This is a genomic window from Streptomyces sp. NPDC005374, assembly GCF_042872225.1.
GTDB lineage: Bacteria > Actinomycetota > Actinomycetes > Streptomycetales > Streptomycetaceae > Streptomyces.
Map to the genome: position 1 here is coordinate 367,991 of NZ_JBIAKA010000011.1, position 19,265 is coordinate 387,255.

General features: G+C 71.2%; 14 protein-coding genes. 10 read left to right on the top strand and 4 right to left on the bottom strand.

Annotated features, from left to right (window positions below; genetic code table 11):
• The first annotated feature begins 178 nt into the window (after positions 1-178).
• From ACFYRX_RS28650 to ACFYRX_RS28670, 5 genes are all read left to right on the top strand, one after another.
• A complete protein-coding gene (locus ACFYRX_RS28650; protein ID WP_389105494.1) occupies positions 179-1,393 on the top strand; it encodes an NAD(P)/FAD-dependent oxidoreductase in 1,215 nt (404 codons plus the stop codon).
• Positions 1,393-3,996 carry a nitrite reductase large subunit NirB gene (gene nirB, locus ACFYRX_RS28655; protein WP_389105497.1) on the top strand — a complete coding sequence of 868 codons (2,604 nt, stop codon included), beginning with the start codon at positions 1,393-1,395 and terminating at the stop codon, positions 3,994-3,996. The genes ACFYRX_RS28650 and nirB overlap by 1 nt, the downstream gene beginning before the upstream one ends.
• Positions 3,993-4,343 carry a nitrite reductase small subunit NirD gene (nirD, locus tag ACFYRX_RS28660; RefSeq protein ID WP_389105499.1) on the top strand — a complete coding sequence of 117 codons (351 nt, stop codon included), beginning with the start codon at positions 3,993-3,995 and terminating at the stop codon, positions 4,341-4,343. The genes nirB and nirD overlap by 4 nt, the downstream gene beginning before the upstream one ends.
• 46 nt (positions 4,344-4,389) lie before the next feature.
• Positions 4,390-4,974: a TetR/AcrR family transcriptional regulator gene (locus ACFYRX_RS28665; protein ID WP_389105501.1), complete on the top strand. Its 585-nt coding sequence runs from the start codon at positions 4,390-4,392 to the stop codon at positions 4,972-4,974.
• A gap of 70 nt (positions 4,975-5,044) precedes the next feature.
• On the top strand, positions 5,045-5,806 hold the full coding sequence (locus tag ACFYRX_RS28670; protein WP_389105503.1) for an SDR family NAD(P)-dependent oxidoreductase: 762 nt from the start codon (positions 5,045-5,047) through the stop codon (positions 5,804-5,806).
• A gap of 6 nt (positions 5,807-5,812) precedes the next feature.
• Here the strand turns inward: ACFYRX_RS28670 and ACFYRX_RS28675 are convergent, their stop codons facing one another.
• The gene (locus ACFYRX_RS28675; RefSeq protein ID WP_389105506.1) at positions 5,813-6,739 is read right to left on the bottom strand and encodes an oxidoreductase; all 927 of its coding nucleotides are present in this window, start codon (positions 6,737-6,739) and stop codon (positions 5,813-5,815) included.
• A gap of 236 nt (positions 6,740-6,975) precedes the next feature.
• Here ACFYRX_RS28675 and ACFYRX_RS28680 point away from each other — a divergent pair, with 236 nt between their 5' ends.
• On the top strand, positions 6,976-7,380 hold the full coding sequence (locus tag ACFYRX_RS28680) for an excalibur calcium-binding domain-containing protein (protein ID WP_389105507.1): 405 nt from the start codon (positions 6,976-6,978) through the stop codon (positions 7,378-7,380).
• A 27-nt stretch (positions 7,381-7,407) separates the two neighbouring features.
• Entirely contained in the window at positions 7,408-8,157 is a 750-nt protein-coding gene (locus ACFYRX_RS28685; RefSeq protein ID WP_389105510.1) for a hypothetical protein, read from the top strand.
• Positions 8,158-8,221: 64 nt separating this feature from the next.
• Here the strand turns inward: ACFYRX_RS28685 and ACFYRX_RS28690 are convergent, their stop codons facing one another.
• The 3 genes from ACFYRX_RS28690 to ACFYRX_RS28700 form a co-directional block, all read right to left on the bottom strand.
• Entirely contained in the window at positions 8,222-8,812 is a 591-nt protein-coding gene (locus ACFYRX_RS28690; RefSeq protein ID WP_389105512.1) for a hypothetical protein, read from the bottom strand.
• A 213-nt stretch (positions 8,813-9,025) separates the two neighbouring features.
• On the bottom strand, positions 9,026-11,746 hold the full coding sequence (ppdK, locus tag ACFYRX_RS28695) for a pyruvate, phosphate dikinase (protein ID WP_389105514.1): 2,721 nt from the start codon (positions 11,744-11,746) through the stop codon (positions 9,026-9,028).
• Between the two features lie 526 nt (positions 11,747-12,272).
• Positions 12,273-13,475, bottom strand: coding sequence for an ROK family protein (locus ACFYRX_RS28700; protein ID WP_389105517.1), 1,203 nt, complete (start codon positions 13,473-13,475; stop codon positions 12,273-12,275).
• Positions 13,476-13,594: 119 nt separating this feature from the next.
• Here ACFYRX_RS28700 and ACFYRX_RS28705 point away from each other — a divergent pair, with 119 nt between their 5' ends.
• From ACFYRX_RS28705 to ACFYRX_RS28715, 3 genes are all read left to right on the top strand, one after another.
• The gene (locus ACFYRX_RS28705) at positions 13,595-15,049 is read left to right on the top strand and encodes a hypothetical protein (protein ID WP_389105519.1); all 1,455 of its coding nucleotides are present in this window, start codon (positions 13,595-13,597) and stop codon (positions 15,047-15,049) included.
• A complete protein-coding gene (locus ACFYRX_RS28710; RefSeq protein ID WP_389105521.1) occupies positions 15,046-16,986 on the top strand; it encodes a glycogen debranching N-terminal domain-containing protein in 1,941 nt (646 codons plus the stop codon). Before ACFYRX_RS28705 ends, ACFYRX_RS28710 begins: the two co-directional genes overlap by 4 nt.
• Positions 16,987-17,130: 144 nt before the next feature.
• The gene (locus tag ACFYRX_RS28715) at positions 17,131-18,882 is read left to right on the top strand and encodes a CDP-alcohol phosphatidyltransferase (RefSeq protein ID WP_389105524.1); all 1,752 of its coding nucleotides are present in this window, start codon (positions 17,131-17,133) and stop codon (positions 18,880-18,882) included.
• Positions 18,883-19,265 lie beyond the last annotated feature (383 nt).

Below are 19,265 nucleotides of genomic sequence, written 5' to 3' on the forward strand. Positions count from 1 at the left end.
AGCCCATGCCGTACGACCTCACCGGCGCCGATGCCCGTACCGCGCCGCTCCTCACAGCGCGCACCGGCCGCCCGCTCCGAACCCTCACATCCGTCCCCGTCGCTTGCTGAGGGCAGCGTTCCTCGCGGGAAACAGAGGTGATGCGGCCGGGTAACACCCGCAACGCACGCTCCTAGACATGACCTCGAATACGCGTGTGGTGGTGATCGGCGCCGGGCTCGCGGGCGTCCGTCTCGCCCGGCGGCTCGGAGAGCTCGGCACGCCCGTGACACTCGTCGGCGAGGAGGAGCACCGCCCGTACAACCGGGTGCTCCTCGCCGAAGTGCTGGCCGGGCGCTACACCCCGGACGTGATCGCCCTCCCGGCACCGGCCGCGCTGACCCGTGCGCGGGTCGCCGGCATCGACCGTGGGGCACGGACCGTCGAGTGCGCGGACGGTTCGAAGATCGCATACGACCGGCTCGTCCTGGCCACCGGATCGAACCCGGTGCTGCCGCCGCTGCGGGGTCTGTTCACCGCTGACCACGTACTGCCGGAGGGCGTTCACGCCTTCCGCACGATGGACGACTGCCTGGGTCTGTCCAAGGCGGTCCGGCCGGGAGTGAAGGCGGTCGTGATCGGCGGCGGCCTCCTCGGAGTCTCCGCGGCCCGCGCGCTCGCCCAGCGCGGCGCCCAGGTGATCCTCGCCCAGCAGTCCGAGCGGCTGATGGAGCGCCAGCTCGACCCGGGCGCCTCCAAGCTCGTCCGGCGCCACCTCGGCGACCTCGGTGTCGAGGTCCACACCGATCTGCGCGTGCGTGACGTGCGCTGTGTCGGCGGCGCGGTCCGCTCGGTCGAGATGGCCGACGGATACGCCCTCGACGCCGAGATCGTGGTCCTGGCCTGCGGGGTCCACCCCCGTGTCGGCCTCGCGCAGACCGCGGGCCTGGAAGTGCGCAAGGGAATCGTCGTGGACGACGAACTCCGCACCTCCGACCCGTACATCCACGCCATCGGCGACTGCGCCCAGCACGACGGCAACGTCTACGGCCTCGCCACCCCGGCCCTCGAACAGGCCGATGTGCTCGCCGAGTTGCTGGCCGGTCGAGCCAACGCCCGCTACACCGGCACACGTTCGCTGACCCGGCTCACGCTTCCCGGACAGAGCGCCTTCGACCTGGCGGCGTTCGGCGAGACCGAGGCGCTCCCGGGCGACGACGTCGTCCAGCTCGCGGACGCCACCCGCGGCACCTATCGCAAGGTCGTCGTCCGCGACGACCGCCTGGTCGGCGGAGTTCTCGTCGGCGAACTCGGCACCGTCGGCGCGCTCGCCCGCGCCTGGGAGGGAGCAGAGCCGCTCCCCTCCGACGGCGGCCCGCTGCTCCACCTGCTCACCAACGACGGAGGCTCCTGATGACCACCGCCCCGGAGGCCACGGAGGCCACCCCCACGATCGTGCTCGTCGGCCACGGCATGGTCGGCCAGCGCTTCCTGGAGGCGCTCGCCGAGCGCGGCCTGACCGCCACGCACCGCGTGGTCGTGCTCTGTGAGGAGCCGCGTCCCGCCTACGACCGCGTCGCGCTCACCTCGTACTTCTCGGGCCGGACACCCGAGGAACTCTCCCTCACGGACCTGGAGTTCATCGAGACGCACGGCATCGAGCTGTACGTCGGCGACCCCGCCGTGACGATCGACCGCGAGGCGAAGACCGTCACCGCCAAGTCGGGTCAGGTCTTCGCCTACGAGACCCTCGTCCTCGCCACCGGGTCGTACCCGTTCGTGCCGCCGGTCCCGAACAAGGACGCCGAGGGCTGCTTCGTCTACCGGACCATCGAGGACCTCCTCGCCATCGAGGAGTACGCCAAGACCCGGACGACCGGTGCCGTGGTCGGCGGCGGTCTGCTCGGCCTGGAGGCGGCCGGTGCGCTGAAGGGGCTCGGACTCACCTCGCACATCGTGGAGTTCGCGCCGCGGCTGATGCCGGTGCAGGTCGACGACGGCGGCGGCGCGGCCCTGCTGCGCACCATCGAGGAGATGGGGCTCTCCGTCCACACGGGGGTCGGCACACAGGAGATCGTCGTCGACTCCGAAGGTGCCGTCACCGGCATGAAGCTCTCCGACGGTTCCGAACTCGCCACCGACCTGGTGGTGTTCAGCGCCGGTGTCCGCCCCCGCGACCAGCTGGCCCGCGAGTCGGGCCTCACGGTCGGCGAGCGCGGTGGCATCGCGGTCGACGAGCAGTGCCGTACGGTCTCGGACCCGCACGTCTTCGCGATCGGCGAGTGCGCGCTGGCCTCCGACGGCCGGGTGTACGGCCTGGTCGCCCCCGGTTACGAGCAGGCCGAGACGGCCGCGGCGACCATCGCCTCCGACGAGGCCGCCTTCCTGGGCGCCGACCTGTCCACCAAGCTCAAGCTCCTCGGCGTCGACGTCGCCTCCTTCGGTGACGCGCACGGCGCCACCGCGGACTGTCTGGACGTCGTCTACTCCGACTCCCGCTCGGGCCTGTACAAGAAGCTGGTCATCGGCCGCGACGGCACGCTGCTCGGCGGCATCCTGGTCGGCGACGCGGAGGCGTACGGCACGCTGAAGGCGTTCACCGGGTCCGTCCCGCCGGTCTCGCCCGAGTCGCTGGTGCTGCCCGCCGGATCCGGCGAGTCCGTCCAGCTCGGCCCGACCGCGCTGCCGGACGACGCGATCATCTGCTCCTGCAACAACGTCCGCAAGGGCACGATCCGCGGCGCGGTCACCGAGCACAACTGCACCACCGTGCCCGAGGTGAAGAAGTGCACCAAGGCCGGTACGACGTGCGGCAGTTGCGTCAAGGTACTGGGCCAGCTGGTCACCGCCGAGCTGGAGGCGTCCGGCGTCGAGGTCGACAAGGGCCTGTGCGGCTGCTTCGCGCAGACCCGCGAGGAGCTCTACGAGATCGTCCTGGCCCTGCGCATCAACACCTACCAGGACCTCCTGGACCGCTACGGCCGCGACAACGCCAAGGGCGGTGACGGCTGCGACATCTGCAAGCCGGCGGTCGCCTCGATCATCGCCTCCCTCGCCCCGACCATCGGCGCGAGCGGCTACGTCCTGGACGGCGAGCAGGCGGCGCTGCAGGAGACCAACGACCACTTCCTCGCCAACCTCCAGAAGAACGGCTCATACTCGGTCGTCCCGCGCATCCCCGGCGGTGAGATCACCCCCGAGGGCCTCATCGTGATCGGTGAGATCGCCCGTGACTTCGGCCTCTACACGAAGATCACCGGCGGCCAGCGGATCGACATGTTCGGCGCCCGCGTCGAACAACTCCCGCTGATCTGGACCCGGTTGGTGGACGCGGGCTTCGAGTCCGGCCACGCCTACGGCAAGTCCCTGCGCACGGTGAAGTCCTGCGTCGGCCAGACCTGGTGCCGCTACGGCGTCCAGGACTCGGTCCGCATGGCGATCGACCTGGAGCTGCGCTACCGCGGACTCAGGTCGCCGCACAAGCTCAAGTCGGCGGTCTCCGGCTGCGCCCGCGAGTGCGCCGAGGCCCAGTCGAAGGACTTCGGCGTCATCGCCACCGCGGGCGGCTGGAACCTGTACGTGGGCGGCAACGGCGGCGCCACCCCGCGCCACGCGGACCTGCTCGCCCAGGATCTGTCCGACGCCGAACTGATCAAGCTGATCGACCGGTTCCTGATGTTCTACATCCGCACCGCCGACCGCCTGGAGCGCACCTCGACCTGGCTCGAGCGCATCCCGGGCGGCCTGGACCACATCCGTGACGTGGTCGTGGAGGACTCCCTCGGCATCTGCGAGGAGCTGGAGTCCCTGATGACGGACCACGTCGCGCACTACGCCGACGAGTGGGCGACGACCATCAACGACCCCGAGAAGCTGGCCCGGTTCGTGTCCTTCGTGAACGCGCCGGACACCCCCGACCCGGTCGTCGGCTTCGTCCCCGAGCGCGACCAGATCAAGCCCGACCTGCCGCTGCTGACCATCGGCCACCGCCCCCTGGAAGGAAGCGCCCAGCGATGACCCTGGCACCCGAGACGACCGACCTGAAGATCGAACTCCACCTGGACGGCGACTGGTTCGCGGTCTGCGAACTGACCCGGCTGCTCCCCGGCCGTGGCGTGGCGGCCCTGCTGCCCGACGGCCGTCAGGCCGCCCTCTTCCGCGACCGTGCCGGCGCCCTGTACGCCATCGACAACCGTGACCCGTTCGGCGGCGCGGCGGTTCTCTCCCGCGGCCTGACCGGCACCCACCAGGGCCGCCCGTTCGTCGCCTCGCCCCTGCTGAAGCAGCGGTTCGACCTGGAGACCGGGCAGTGCCTGGACGACGAGTCGGTGCGGGTGGCCACGTACGAGGTGCGGGCCGCGTAACGGAGTTTCTTGACCGTTCGTTCTCGTTGGTCCTAGTCTCTTGCGCGTGGCCAGGACCAAGGAGTTCGATCCCGATGCCGCGCTGCAGGCAGCTCTGGAGCTGTTCTGGCGGCGCGGCTACGCGGCGACGTCGATGTCCGACCTGGTCGGGCATCTCGGCGTCGGCCGGGCCAGCATCTACGCGACCTTCGGCAACAAGCACGAGCTGTACCTGAAGGCGCTGGAGCGCTACGACCGGGCGGGGCTCCCGCCGATGCTGCGGGAGCTGTCCCAGCCGGGGCCCGCACTGCCGGCCGTATGGGCGGTCGTACGGCGGTACGCCTCGGAGTCCGCCGACGGGCAACTGCGCCTGCACGGCTGCATGGTCACCAACGCGGCGGTCGAACTGGCCTCGCACGACCCGGCCGCGGCACGCCGGGTCGAACGCAACTGGGACCAGCTGGAGACCGTGCTGCACTCGGCGCTGATCCGCGCCCAGGCGCAGGGCGAGCTGTCCGCGGACCGTGACCCGCTCGCCCTCGCCCGCATGCTGCTGGTGCTGCTGCAGGGCCTGCGGGTCGTCGGCAAGGCGTCACAGGACCCGGCCAGGGTGCGGGACGCGGCGGAGCAGGCACTGGCGTTGCTCGACTGAATCCACAGAGCGGGCGGCGCCCTTTTTCCTGCCGCCATACTGAATCGATCGGTCAAGAATAAGGGAGATCATGACGCGCTTCATCGGCAGGACCGCTCTCGTCACCGGCGCGGGCTCGGGAATCGGCCAGGCCATCGCCGTCGCGTTCGCCGCGGAGGGTGCGCAGGTGGTCGTGGCAGGACGGCGGCAGGAACCGTTGTCGGACACGGTCCGGCTGATCGAGCAGGCGGGCGGCAAGGCGCTCGCGGTGACCGCCGACGTCTCGCGGGCCGCCGAGATCGAGGCGGTCGTGGACGCCGCGGTGGACCGTTTCGGGTCCCTGGACGTGGCCGTCAACAACGCGGGGGTGTTCCGGGGCGGGCAGCCGTTGGCCGACCTGTCGTCGGCGGACTGGCAGGAGCAGCTCGACATCAACCTCACCGGGGTGTTCCTGGCCCTGCGGGCCGAGGTCCGCCGGATGCGCTCGCAGTCCTCCGGCGGCGCCATCGTGAACATCGCGTCCACCATCGGCGCCCACACCCGACGCCCCGGCGCCGCCGCCTACGCGGCCACCAAGGCGGCCGTCTCCGCGCTCACCCGGGGCGCCGCCCTGGACCACATCCACGACGGCGTCCGCATCAACGCGGTCAGCCCCGGTCCCGTGGACACCCCGATGTCCCTGCGCCCCGGGGAGACGGAGGCGGACCGCGCCGACCGCGTGCGGAACGCGCTCCCGCTGGGCCGCGTCTCGTCCAGGTCGGAGATCGCCGCGGCCGTCCTGTACCTGGCCTCGGACGACGCGTCCTCGGTGGTCGGCACGGACCTGGTGGTGGACGGCGGGGCGACGGCCTGACGGCGGTCAGACCTTCAGGGCGTCGTACGTCACCCCGGTGAGCTGCTCCGAGGCGGCCCAAAGGCGCCTGGACGCCTGGTCGTCGCGGGTCCATGGAGCACGCCAGGAGGGCGCCGGGGAGCCTCGCCAGCCCGCCAGGGAGGGGCCGGTGAAGGAGTCCGGGGGGACGCCGGGGGCGGTGGCGGCGTAGAGGGTGGGCAGCGCGCCGCTGTCGGCGGACTGGGCGAAGTAGCGGTTGCCGATCCGCATGAAGCGTTCCGTCGCCCTGCGGCCCGCCATACTCGGGCCCGCGGTCTGCAGGTTGGTGGCCGCGTACCCGGGGTGCGCGGCCGCCGCGGTCACGTCCGACCCGTGGGCGGCGAGCCTGCGTGCCAGTTCGTGCACGAAGAGCAGGTTGGCGGTCTTGGACCGGCCGTATGCGATCCAACGGCGGTAACGGCGCTCGCTGTTGAGGTCGTCGATGTCGATGTTGGCCAGCGCGTGCGCCGTGCTGGACACGGTGACGACGCGTGCGGCGGGCGTGGCGAGGAGGGTGGGCAACAGCAGCCCGGTGAGCGCGAAGTGGCCCAGATGGTTGGTGCCGAACTGCGTCTCGAACCCGTCCGCCGTCGTGCCGTACGGCAGCGCCATCACGCCCGCGTTGTTGACCAGCAGGTCGAGGCGGTCGTAGGGATACGCCGTCGCGAACTCCCGTACGGAGGCCAGGTCCCCGAGGTCCAGGCGGGCGAACTCCACCTCCGCGCCCGGGACTTCGGCGGCCAGCCGGTCCCCCGCCTCGACGCCCCGCGCCTCGCTGCGACAGGCGAGCACCACGTGGGCGCCCCTGCGGGCGAGTTCCCGTGCGGTGACGTAGCCGATGCCGCTGTTGGCCCCGGTGACGACGGCCAGGCGCCCGCTCTGATCGGGGATGGCGTTCTCGTTCCAGCCGGACATGACCGGGCTCCCTCCGACGGGTGCGGCTCAGCCGACGAGCGGGGCACGCCCGGCGTATGCGGTCGCGGAGCCATGTCGCGGAGAGCTACCTTCCGGTCACGTCACGTTCTCATCACAGGTCCCTCATATCTCCGACACGGCATCCGCACCTCATTAGGTTCGTCACCTCATATCCGGCTGATCACCACTTCCTGATCACGCGCATGGATATCATCATGAATCCGGAAGGACCTGCTGTGAAACTGCTCCGCAAGCCCGGCGCTATCGCCGTCGCCGCGCTGGCCCTGGCCGTGCTGCCGGGTGCCGCCTCGGCCCACGACGGCGACCAGCCGTTCGAGAACTGCACCGAGGCGTACGCGGCCGGGTACGCGAACATCCCCGAGGGCGACGAGCACTACGGCAGCCAGCTCGACCGGGACGGCGACGGCATCGGCTGCGACCGGCCGCCCGCGGACTTCGAACCCCACGACGACGACGCGGCGGCAGCGGCGGCCGACGACGCCACCGGCAAGAAGGACCGGGACCTCGCCGAGACCGGCGGCGGAGACACCACCGTGTACCTCGCCGCCGCGGGTTCGGCGGTCCTGCTCACCGGTGGCGCGCTGGTGGCGTCGGCGCGCAGGCGCCGCGCCATGCGCTGAGGCGCGGGGTCGGCCGGAGGCGGCAGCATGACGAGCGGACACGAGACTCACGGGGCGGCCGTCGGCCCGCGGCCGCTGCGGACACGTGCCCTGACCCGTGAGACCGGCCAGGCCCGGATGCTGTTGGCCACCGGGAAGTGGCGCCCCGCCCCGGCGGACTCCGAAGCAGCGGCAGCCGTCCTGGAGCGCCTCGCGGCCCCGCTGCCTGTCCGGCGGGCGGCGACCGCACGGATGTCGGCCACGGACCGGGACCGCCGACTCCAACGCCTTCTGCGCACCGCCCTCCACCACCTCGACGCAGGCGCCGTCAGTCCGCCCGCAGCCGCTCTCCTGGCCGCCGTCGCCCGCGCCTTCCTGCCCTGGCACGACGCCCCGAACCCCCCGGGCGCAGCGGCGGCCCCGAGATACGGGCCCTCGGCGAGGACGGCAGACGGTCCGGCCGTGCCACTGACGGAGGCCGGCGAGTCGCTGCTCCCCGAACTGATCGCGCTTTTCTCCGTGTTGGCCTCACCGAGCCGGCCCGGGACCGTCCCGCTCACGCCCCCGGTCGAGCCTTGGCAGGTCCGGTACGCGGGCCGCTTCCGTCGTTACGGCAGACCCGCGCCCGGGGTGTGGACGGCCGAGACCGTCGGCTGCCCGGCGTGCGGGGGCAGGACCGGCCCGTGGACGGTGACCTGCGACTGGCGCCTGATCTCACTGGGCTGCCCGTGCGGGGTGGTGACCCGCGAGCACGGCCTCGCCTTCTCCGAGGTCTGGCTCCTGCTACCGGACCTGTGACGGGCCGTAGTGGCCGGCCACCCGCACAACGGCGCTCGGTCGCAGCCGGCGGGCCCGAAAGGGCTCACTGCCCGCTGAGGCGGAGTACGGCGACCACGTACAGGGCCCCGGACACCGTCAGAAAGACAAACGCGAGAACGGTGTGGACGACGAGCCCTCGCCCCGGGTCAAGGCCCAGATGTGCCCGGGCCGCACGGCTCACGCGGGGCGCGGGGACACCTCGCGCGGCGTTCGCCTCCGCCTTCTCGATCGCTCGGCGCAGCTTCCTGCGGCTTCTCTCGGTCGTGACACCCAGGCGCACACCGTGGGAGTCGCGCACGGACAGGCACCGGTACGCGCCACTGTACGAGAAGGTCGTCAGCAGCCGGACAGTGGTGATCCGGTCGAGGTCGACGGACCGTTCGCCGGTCAGGGTGCGCGCGATCAGGTACGACGACGAGTGCCGGAACGGCGCCCGCTCCTCGCCCAGTTCGGGCAGGAGGACGGCGCCGACGAGCCCGCACAGCAGGCCGAGCACGATCAGTGCGTCTTCCGGGACCAGCCCCGCCCTGGCCGGCCCGTAGCCGCCCAAGGGCAGCAGAAGAACCGTCACCGCCAGGCCCGATCCCATGCGGGCACGCGCCACGCTGCGACTCGTGGTTACTGCCACTGCCACCCCGTTTCCACCGGAAGACATCAGCATGCACGGGCGGCGAACCTCTGCACACTGTTGGGGTCCGGCAATCTTCGGCTCGGCATCGGGATGACGCACGGGAGGGCGGCACCCCCGCACAGGGTCCCGCCCTCTCCATGTGATCCGGAACCGCCGCCCATCGGTTGAGGGTCGGGGACGGGCGGCGGATCCGGGGTTCCAGTGGCCGTACGAGGGCTACCGGTGGTCGCTGCCGTTCGCCGTGATCGCCGCGCGGCCGGCCTCCAGGCGGGCGACCGGGATGCGGAACGGGGAGCAGGAGACGTAGTCCAGACCCACCTCGTGGAAGAAGTGGACCGACTCCGGGTCGCCGCCGTGCTCGCCGCAGACACCGAGCTTGAGGTCGGGGCGGGTCTTACGGCCCGCTTCCGCGGCGAGCTTCACCAGGGAGCCCACGCCGTCCCTGTCGATCGTCTCGAACGGGGAGACGCCGAAGATGCCCTTCTCCAGGTAGGCCGTGAAGAAGCTCGCCTCCACGTCGTCCCGGCTGAAGCCCCACACCGTCTGGGTGAGGTCGTTGGTGCCGAAGGAGAAGAACTCCGCCGCCTCCGCGATCTGACCGGCGGTCAGCGCGGCGCGCGGGAGCTCGATCATCGTGCCGATGGCCAGCTTGAGTTCGGTGTCCGTGGCGGCCTCGACCTCGGCCACCACCTGGTCGGCCTCTTCGCGGACGATCTCCAGTTCCTGGACCGTGCCCACCAGCGGGATCATGATCTCCGCGCGCGGGTCGCCCTTGGCGGCCTTGCGTTCGGCCGCGGCCTCGGCGATCGCCCGTACCTGCATGGTGAACAGACCGGGGATGACCAGTCCGAGGCGTACGCCGCGCAGACCCAGCATCGGGTTCTGCTCGTGCAGGCGGTGTACGGCCTGAAGGAGCCGGAGTTCGTTCTCGTGCGGCTCCTGACGGGACTCCGCAAGCGCCACGCGGACCGACAGCTCGGTGATGTCGGGGAGGAACTCGTGCAGCGGCGGGTCGAGGAGCCGGATCGTCACCGGCAGCCCGTCCATCGCCGAGAACAACTCCACGAAGTCCTTCTTCTGGAGCGGGAGCAGCGCCTTCAGCGACTCCTCGCGCTCGGTCTCCGTGTCGGCCAGGATGAGGCGCTCGACCAGTTCACGGCGGTCGCCGAGGAACATGTGCTCGGTACGGCACAGGCCGATGCCCTGGGCGCCGAAGCGGCGGGCGCGCAGCGCGTCCTCGGCGTTGTCGGCGTTGGCACGCACCCTCAGCCTGCGCTTGCGGTCGGCGAACGCCATGATCCGGTGCACGGCCTCGACCAGCTCGTCGGCGTCGTTGGCGCCCGCGTGCATCCGGCCCTCGAAGTACTCCACGACCGGCGACGGCACGACCGGGACCTCACCGAGGTACACCTTGCCGCTGGAGCCGTCGATGGAGATCAGGTCGCCCTCCTCGACGACATGCCCGCCCGGGACCGTCATCCGGCGCCGCTTGGTGTCGACCTCCAGCTCCTCCGCGCCGCACACACAGGTCTTGCCCATGCCGCGTGCGACCACGGCCGCGTGGGAGGTCTTGCCGCCGCGGGAGGTCAGGATGCCCTCGGCCGCGATCATGCCGTCGAGGTCGTCGGGGTTGGTCTCGCGGCGGACCAGGATGACCTTCTCGCCGGAACGCGACCACTTCACCGCCGTGTACGAGTCGAAGACGGCCTTGCCGACGGCCGCGCCCGGCGAGGCCGCGATGCCCCGGCCGACCTGCGCCACCTTGGTGTCCTCGTCGAAGCGCGGGAACATCAGCTGGGCGAGCTGGGCGCCGGTGACACGCTGGAGCGCCTCGGCCTCGTCGATGAGGCCCTGGTCCACCAGCTGGGTGGCGATACGGAAGGCCGCGCCCGCCGTGCGCTTGCCGACCCGGGTCTGGAGCATCCACAGCTGACCGCGCTCGATGGTGAACTCGATGTCGCAGAGGTCCTTGTAGTGGTTCTCCAGCGTCTCCATGATCTGCATCAGCTGGTCGTACGACTTCTTGTCGATCTGCTCCAGCTCCGCGAGCGGGACGGTGTTGCGGATGCCCGCGACGACGTCCTCGCCCTGGGCGTTCTGGAGGTAGTCGCCGTAGACGCCCTGGTGGCCGGAGGCGGGGTCGCGGGTGAACGCGACGCCGGTGCCCGAGTCGGGGCCGAGGTTGCCGAAGACCATCGAGCAGACGTTGACGGCGGTGCCGAGGTCGCCGGGGATGCGTTCCTGGCGACGGTAGAGCTTGGCTCGGTCGGTGTTCCAGGAGTCGAAGACCGCGTGGATGGCGAGGTCCATCTGCTCGCGCGCGTCCTGCGGGAAGTCCCGGCCGGCCTCCTTCTTGACGATCTTCTTGAAGGCGGTGACCAGCTTCTTGAGGTCGGCGGCCTCCAGGTCGGTGTCGACCGTGACCTTCTTGGCCTCCTTGGCCTTTTCGAGGGCCTCCTCGAAGAGGTCGCCGTCGACGGCGAGGACGGTCTTGCCGAACATCTGGATGAGCCGTCGGTAGGAGTCCCAGGCGAAACGGTCGTCGCCGGCCTGCTTGGCGAGACCCTGGACCGACTTGTCGGAGAGACCGATGTTCAGGACCGTGTCCATCATGCCGGGCATCGAGAACTTGGCTCCGGAGCGGACCGAGACGAGCAGCGGGTCGTCGGCCTGGCCGAGCTTCTTGCCCATGCGCTGCTCCAGCGCGTCGAGGTGCGCACTCACCTCGTCACGCAGTGCCGCGGGTTCGTCGCCGCTGTCCAGGTAGACCTTGCAGGCGTCCGTCGTGATGGTGAAGCCGGGGGGAACGGGGAGTCCCAGGTTGGTCATCTCGGCGAGGTTCGCGCCCTTGCCACCCAGGAGGTCCTTGAGGTCCTTGTTTCCCTCGGTGAAGTCATAGACGAACTTGGCTACGTGGGGTTCTTTGTTTTCCGACACGGGTCTCGACTCCCTCGAGGACGCGGTGGCTGCCCTGACGGCCAGGAACATACCCAGATCGAAGGCTTCTGGGTACGTCTGCTTGGGCGTCATACGCCCGTAACCAGCCGTCCGCCAGCGGATCGAAAGTCAAAGCTTGGCAAGCGACAGACGTCCGGTGTTTTCACTTCTTGAACACGGCAACCCCCGTAGACCCCTCCCGACCGCTCGTCTGAGCGCTGATTCGCACGGTTGATTTCGATCGATGAACGATCAAGGGGTGGCACTCAGTGCCACCCCTTGGAGAAGTGCAGTCGCCCATGATCCGCTCATCCGAGCGCAGCCCTTCTCAAGGGTGGCGAGAATCACGCTGCCACAGGCGCCCGGATTTCACCATGCGGACGGGTCTCCGGACAGAAACGGAGACGGAAACGCGGACGTCACACGCCCCCGGACCGCGGACGCCACATGCCCGTGGACGTCATACGCCCCACAGACGCCACACGCCCATGCACCGCGGACGTCACACACTTGCGAACCGTCGGCGTCACACGCCCATGGCCAGCAGCCGTTCCTCCACCCGCTCCGCGGCGTACAGATGCTCCACGACCAGGGCCCCCGCCCCCACCAGCCCGGCCCGTTCCCCGAGCCGTGAGGTCACGACCTCCAGGCGGGCGGTGGAGCGCGGCAGGGCCCGCTGGTACAGCAGCTCCCGGACGCCGGTGAGGAAGGGAGTTCCGGCGAGGTCTCCGGCGATCATCAGGACCCCGGGGTTCAGCAGGGTCACCACCGTCGCCAGCACGTCCCCGACCTGCCGCCCCGCCTCCCGGGCGAGCGCCGCCGCCTCCGGATGCCCGGACGCGAGGAGGTCGCGCACATCCGAGCCGGACGCCGCCGGCACCCCGGCCGCCGCCAGCCGCCGGGCCACGGCACCGCCGCTCGCCACGGCCGCGAGGCAGCCGTAGGAACCGCACCGGCACAGCGCCTCCGCGCCCGCGGGCACCCGGATGTGGCCCAGGTCGCCCGCGCCGCCGTCGATGCCCCGGTAGACCGAGCCGTCGACCACGACTCCGGCGCCGATGCCCGTCGAGACCTTGACCAGGACGAACGCCGAGCAGTCGGGGTGGGCCGTGCGCTGTTCGCCGTACGCCATGAGGTTGGCGTCGTTGTCGACGAGCACGGGGACCGGGCCGGTGCCGGTGTGCTCGGTGAAGGCCCTGGCGAGGCGGCCTCGTATGTCGTAGCCGTCCCAGCCGGGCATGATCGGCGGCTGGACCACTCGGCCACTTTCCATGTCGACCGGGCCCGGTACGGCGAGCCCGATGCCGCAGGCCTCCTCCGCCCGGTGTCCCGCCTTCTCCAGCAGTTCGGCGAACCAGCGGCCCAGCTCACCGAGCACGGTGTCCGGACCGTCCTCGATCGCGAGGGGACCACTGTGCTCGGCGAGGATCTCGCCGGTCAGGGAGAGCACGCACGCACGCGCGTGCCGGGTCTCCAGGTCGGCGGCGAGGACGACGGCGTGGGAGTCGTCGAACTCCAGGGTGATGGAGGGGCGGCCGCCCAGCGGGGAGTCGACGGGACCCCCGGCGCCCTCGCGCAGCCAGCCCGCGCGGAAGAGGCGGTCCAGGCGCTGGCCGACGGTCGCCCGGGACAGTCCGGTGGCCTGCTGGAGCGCTCCGCGCGTGACGGCTCGCCCGCTGCGGACCAGTTCGAGCAGATCTCCGGCGCCGGTCTGACTCCGTCCAGCCATGCGCACCCCCTTGTGTTTCTCAACTCTGCATTACATATTGAGTTTTGCGTGTTAAATAGACGTAACTCTACGGTAGCCCTGACCGAACCGGTCAGCCACACGTCTTCGGGGAGCCCCGAGTGGATCGCCTTGCCCAGCTCATCACCCCTTCCATGGAGCGCTCGATCGCATACGATCCGCCGGGCTCGTCACATTCCCTGCACGTCGGGGCGGCGAGGGTGCTGGAGGGCAACTGGACCGGCACCTCCACGGTGCCCTCGCGCGGCCTGTACCCGCACCAGTGGTCCTGGGACTCCGCGTTCATCGCGATCGGCCTGCGCCACCTGTCGCCGCTGCGGGCACAGACGGAACTGGAGACGCTGCTGACCGCCCAGTGGGGCGACGGGCGCATCCCGCACATCGTCTTCAACCCCTCCGTACCCCTCGACGCGTACTTCCCGAGCCCCGACTTCTGGCGTTCCTCCACCGCGGGGCACTCCGCGGGCGCCCCGCGCACCGTACAGACGTCCGGCATCGTGCAGCCACCGGTCCACGCGCTGGCCGCGTGGCTGGTCCACCGCGCCGACCCCGGGCTCTCCCGCGCGCGCGGCTTCCTCGCCCGGGTGTACCCACGCCTGGCCGCCTGGCACCGCTACCTCCTGCACCGCCGCGACCTGGGCGGCGGCGGGCTCGCATCCGTCGTGCACCCCTGGGAACAGGGTATGGACAACAGCCCCTCGTGGGACCTCCCCCTCAGCAGGGTGACCCCCGCCCCGGCCCGTTCCTTCCGCCGCGCCGACCTCGACCACGGGGCGGCCGAGGACCGGCCGACGGACCTGGACTACGGGCGGTACGTACGGCTGGCGACGGACTACCGGGATGCCGGATACGCCGACGGAGGCGGCGGCTTCGCGGTCGAGGACCCCTCCTTCAACGCCCTGCTCATCGCCTCCGAGCACGCGCTCGCCCGGATCGCCGAGGAGCTGGGCGCGCCCGGCACGGCCCGCCACGCGCGCGCGGAGCGGCTGACGGCGGCGCTGGTCGAGCGGCTGTGGGACCCGGCGAGCGGCATGTTCCTGTGCCGGGACCTGCGGTGGCCCGCCCCGGACGGGCGCGGCACCCTGATCCCCGAGCGCGGGGTCTCCGGCCTGATCCCGCTCCTCCTCCCCGACCTCCCGCGGGACATCGTCGAGTCGCTCCTGCGTACGGCGTCCGGCCCGCACTTCGGACTGGGCGCCACCACCCGCCTCGTCCCCAGCCACGACCTCCTCGGCGAGGCCTTCGACCCGCACCGCTACTGGCGCGGCCCGGCCTGGTTCAACACCGCCTGGCTGCTGGAGCGGGGTCTGCGCACCCACGGCGAGCAGCAACGCGCCGACGCCCTGCGGGAGTCGGTCCTGGAACTCGCCGAGGCCACCGACTTCGCGGAGTACGTCGACCCGTACACCGGCGAGGCCTGCGGGACGACCGGCTTCAGCTGGACCGCCGCGCTCGCACTGGACCTGCTGCACAGCGACACCACAGCCACGCACAGCACCACAGTCACGGCGGACATGGGGCTCCCCATGGGGCTCAAGGGAGGGAACCTGCGATGACGGACCGGCATCATCTGCTCGTGCACGGCGGGACGTTCGCTGCCGTGGGTGACGGCGGCGACATCAGCGGTGTCCGGGGCGGCGGCAGCGCCCCGGACGGGATGTTCGTACGGGACGCCCGGCATCTGAGCCGCTGGCAGCTCACGGTCGACGGCGCGGTCCCGGAGGCGCTGTCACCGGTCGCCGACGGGGACACCGCACGCTGTGTCCTGGTCCCGCGCGGCGGCCGCCAGGAGCCGCCCGCCTGCACCCTCTTCCGCGAACAGGCGGTGGGGGACGGCTCGTTCGTCGAATCCCTCCGCGTCACCAGCAACCGCCCGGTGCCGACGACGGTCCGGCTCGCGGTCACCGCGGACGCCGACTTCACCGACCAGTTCGAACTCCGCTCCGACTTCCGCACCTACCCGAAGACCGGCGCGCACCGCTCCCGTGAAGTCCTCGACGACGGCGTGGAGTTCACCTACCAGCGCGGCGAATGGCGTTCCTGTACGACGGTGACGGCCGACCCGGCCCCGGACGGCGTCGAGGAGACGGGCACCGGAGCGCGGCGCCTGGTGTGGACACTGGACCTGGAGCCGCACGGCACGGCCGAACTGACCCTGCGCGTGATGGCGCGCCCGCACGGCGACAGGCGGGCCCGCCGGGTGCCGAGCTCCCCTGCCACGCTGAACCGCCAACTCATCGCGATGGAGGGCGAGTTCGTCGAGGGCGTAGCCTTCCCGACCGGCTGGCCGGAACTCGCGGCCGCATGCGCGCGCGGGCTCGCCGACCTGGCCTCGCTCCAGGTCCCGGCGACCGGTCCGGATGGCGAGGACCTGCTCGTGCCGGCCGCCGGAGCCCCCTGGTTCCTGACCCTGCTCGGCCGGGACGCCCTCCTCACCTCGCTGTTCGCCCTCCCTTACCGGCCCCAGCTGGCCGCCGCGACGCTCCCCGCGCTCGCCGCGACCCAGGCGACCGAGACCGGTGCGGCCTCCGTGTCCCAGCCCGGCAAGATCGTGCACGAGGTGCGGCACGGTGAGCTGGCGCACTTCGGGCAGGTGCCGTACGGCCGTTACTACGGCTCGGTGGACGCCACACCGCTGTTCCTCGTCCTGCTCGGCGCGTATGTGGAGCACACCGGGGACGTCTCGCTCGCCCGGCGCCTGGAGCCCAACGCCCGTGCGGCGATCGGCTGGATGCTCGACCACGGCGGGCTGACCTCGCGCGGCTACCTCGTCTACCGCTCCGACCAGGGCGGCCTCGCCAACCAGAACTGGAAGGACTCCCCCGGCGCGATCTGCGGCGCCGACGGAACGCGGGCGAGCGGCCCGGTGACGGCCGCGGGGGCGCAGGGCTACGCCTACGACGCACTGCGCAGGACCGCGTGGCTCGCGCGCACGGTGTGGGAGGACGAGACGTACGCGGCCCTCCTCGAACAGGCCGCGGCCGATCTGCGGGACCGGTTCCAGCGGGACTTCTGGATGCCGGACCGTACGTTCCCCGCGCTCGCGCTGGACGGGGAGGGCCGCCAGGTCGACGCGCTGGCCTCCGACGCCGGGCATCTGCTGTGGTCCGGGCTGCTCGACAAGGAGTACGGGGAACTGGTGGGGCGGCGGCTGCTGGAGCCGGACTTCTTCTCGGGCTGGGGGGTGCGGACCCTGGCGGCCGGACAACCGGCGTACCACCCACTGTCGTACCACCGGGGCTCGGTGTGGCCGCACGACAACGCGCTCATCACACTCGGTCTCGCCCGCTACGGGCTGCACGACGAGGCGCGGGCCGTGGCGCACGGCCTGGTGGACGCGGCGACGGCGGCCGGGCATCGGCTGCCGGAGGTTCTCGCCGGGTACGGGCGGGAGTCCCACGGCGAGCCGGTGCCGTATCCGCACGCGTGCGTGCGGGAATCGCGGTCCGCGGCGGCGCCGCTGGCGTTGCTGACGGCGGTGGGAGGAGCCTGAAATCTCACCGTTGACCAAGCATTGGTCCGGTGTTTGCCCTGGGCCGTGAACCGGGGCGCGAAGCCGGACGTACGGGACGGTGGCGGATCCGAGACCCCATATCGGATCCGCCTCCTACCAGGACCCGTACGGAAGGATCCTCGGGTGTCCGAGACCCTTGCAGAGAGCACGTCACCCGAGGCCGAAGCGCCCGTCGGGGACGGTCCACCGGACAGCAAGCCCTCCCTGCGGGCGCGGCTCGGAAGGTGGCGCGAGCAGCACCCCGTCGCCGCACGCACCATCCGGTGGACGGTGAACGTCCTCGCCGCGCTGCTCGTCCTCGGCGCCCTGCTCATGCCGAACAAGGTCACCCATCTGCATGCCAGGGAGTTCGTGCGGATCCCGGCGGAGGCGATCCTCGGCGCGGCCGTGGCACTCGCGCTGCCGCGTCGGCCGCGGCTGGCGGTGGCCGTGGTGTCCGGCGTGGCGCTCGGCGTGATGACGATCCTGAACCTGCTCGACATGGGGTTCAACGACTACCTCGGACGGGGCTTCAACCTCATCCTCGACTGGGAACTGCTCAACGACGCCCAGTCGTACATCTCCGACTCGATGGGCCAGGCGGTGGCGGTCGGGGCCGCGGTCGGCGCGGTCGTCCTGGTCCTCCTCCTCCTGTCCCTCATGACGTGGGCGATGGTCAGGCTGAGCGGTCTGCTGATCCTGGACCGGCGGACCGCCACCCGCGGCACCCTCGTCGCCGCCACCGTCTGGGTCACCTGCTCCGCCCTCGGTCTGCAGATCTTCGGCACCCCGCTGGCCTCCGAACACACCGCCTCGCTCACCTTTCTCCAGGCCAAGCAGGTGGTGCAGACCGTGCGGGACGAGGCGGCCTTCGAGAAGGTGGCCAAGGTCGACGCCTTCGGGAACACGCCGGGCGACCAGCTGGTGCCGGATCTGCGCGGCAAGGACATGATCTTCACGTTCATCGAGAGCTACGGCAGGAGCGCCGTCGAGGACAAGGGCATCGCGCCCGGCGTCGACAAGACCCTCGCCACGAGCACCGCGGCCCTCGCGAAGGCGGGCTTCCACGCGAAGAGCGGGTGGCTGACCTCGGCGACGTACGGCGGCAGCAGCTGGCTCGGCCACTCGACCACCCTCTCCGGCCTGTGGATCGACAACCAGCAGCGCTACCGCACGGTCATGGCCAGCGACCGTCTCAGCCTCACCAAGGCCTTCAAGAAGACCGGCGACTGGGACACCGTCGGCGTCATGCCGGGCGTGCAGAAGGGCTGGCCGGAGCAGAAGTTCTACGACCTCGACAAGGTCTACAACGCCTTCCAACTCGGCTACCAGGGACCGAAGTTCAGCTGGTCGACGATGCCGGACCAGTACGCCCTGGAGGCCTACCAGCGCCAGGTGCACAGCAAGAAGCGCGACAAGCCGCTGATGTCCGAGATCATCCTGACGTCGAGCCACCAGCCGTGGGCGCCCATCCCGAAGATGGTCCCCTGGGACAAGCTCGGCGACGGCTCGATCTTCAAGCCCATCCAGAGGGCCGGCAACAAGGCGTCCGACATCATCGCCGACTCCACCCGCTCCAAGCAGGAGTACGGCAAGTCCATCTCGTACTCCGTCACCAGCCTCACCCAGTGGCTGGAGCGCTACGGCAGTGCGGACACCGTGCTCGTCTTCCTCGGCGACCACCAGCCGATCGCGCGGGTCAGCGGCGAGAACGCCAGCCGTGACGTGCCGATCTCCATCGTCGCCAAGGACCCGAAGGTCCTCGACAAGATCGCCTCCTGGAACTGGACCGACGGCCTCAAGCCGGCCCACAACGCCCCGGTCTGGAAGATGAGCTCCTTCCGAGACCGCTTCCTGACGGCGTACGGCTCAACCCCCCACCCGTCGAAGGGATAGCGCTTCCGCGGGGTACCGATTCCGATTACCGGGCGACTGCGGCCCGGTGGGGGCTGGCCGCGCAGTTCCCCGCGCCCCTGAGTGGGGACAGTGGACGCACCTTTGGACGCGCACGGGGTGGGGGCTGGTCGCGCAGTTCCCCGCGCCCCTGGGTGGGGACGGTGGACGCATCTTCGGACGCGCACGGCCCCTCACCCCTGGGTGAGGACGGTGGACGCACCTTTGGATGCACACGGCCCCCGCCCCCCGGGTAGGGACGGTGGACGTGCCTGCAGTCGCCGGCGGCGTGAAGGGGACGGGGTGGGGGGTGTCCGCCCGCAGTGGCCGGCGTCCGGAGCCGGGCACTGTTCGAGGGACCGAGCCGCCGGACCGAGGACGGACAC

Excerpts from the sequence above, each read along its gene's own strand:
- ACFYRX_RS28650 (WP_389105494.1), top strand. The coding sequence starts at position 179 with ATGACCTCGAATACGCGTGTGGTGGTGATCGGCGCCGGGCTCGCGGGC.
- nirB (WP_389105497.1), top strand. The coding sequence starts at position 1,393 with ATGACCACCGCCCCGGAGGCCACGGAGGCCACCCCCACGATCGTGCTC.
- nirD (WP_389105499.1), top strand. The coding sequence starts at position 3,993 with ATGACCCTGGCACCCGAGACGACCGACCTGAAGATCGAACTCCACCTG.
- ACFYRX_RS28670 (WP_389105503.1), top strand. The coding sequence starts at position 5,045 with ATGACGCGCTTCATCGGCAGGACCGCTCTCGTCACCGGCGCGGGCTCG.
- ACFYRX_RS28675 (WP_389105506.1), bottom strand. The coding sequence starts at position 6,739 with ATGTCCGGCTGGAACGAGAACGCCATCCCCGATCAGAGCGGGCGCCTG.
- ACFYRX_RS28685 (WP_389105510.1), top strand. The coding sequence starts at position 7,408 with ATGACGAGCGGACACGAGACTCACGGGGCGGCCGTCGGCCCGCGGCCG.
- ACFYRX_RS28700 (WP_389105517.1), bottom strand. The coding sequence starts at position 13,475 with ATGGCTGGACGGAGTCAGACCGGCGCCGGAGATCTGCTCGAACTGGTC.
- ACFYRX_RS28710 (WP_389105521.1), top strand. The coding sequence starts at position 15,046 with ATGACGGACCGGCATCATCTGCTCGTGCACGGCGGGACGTTCGCTGCC.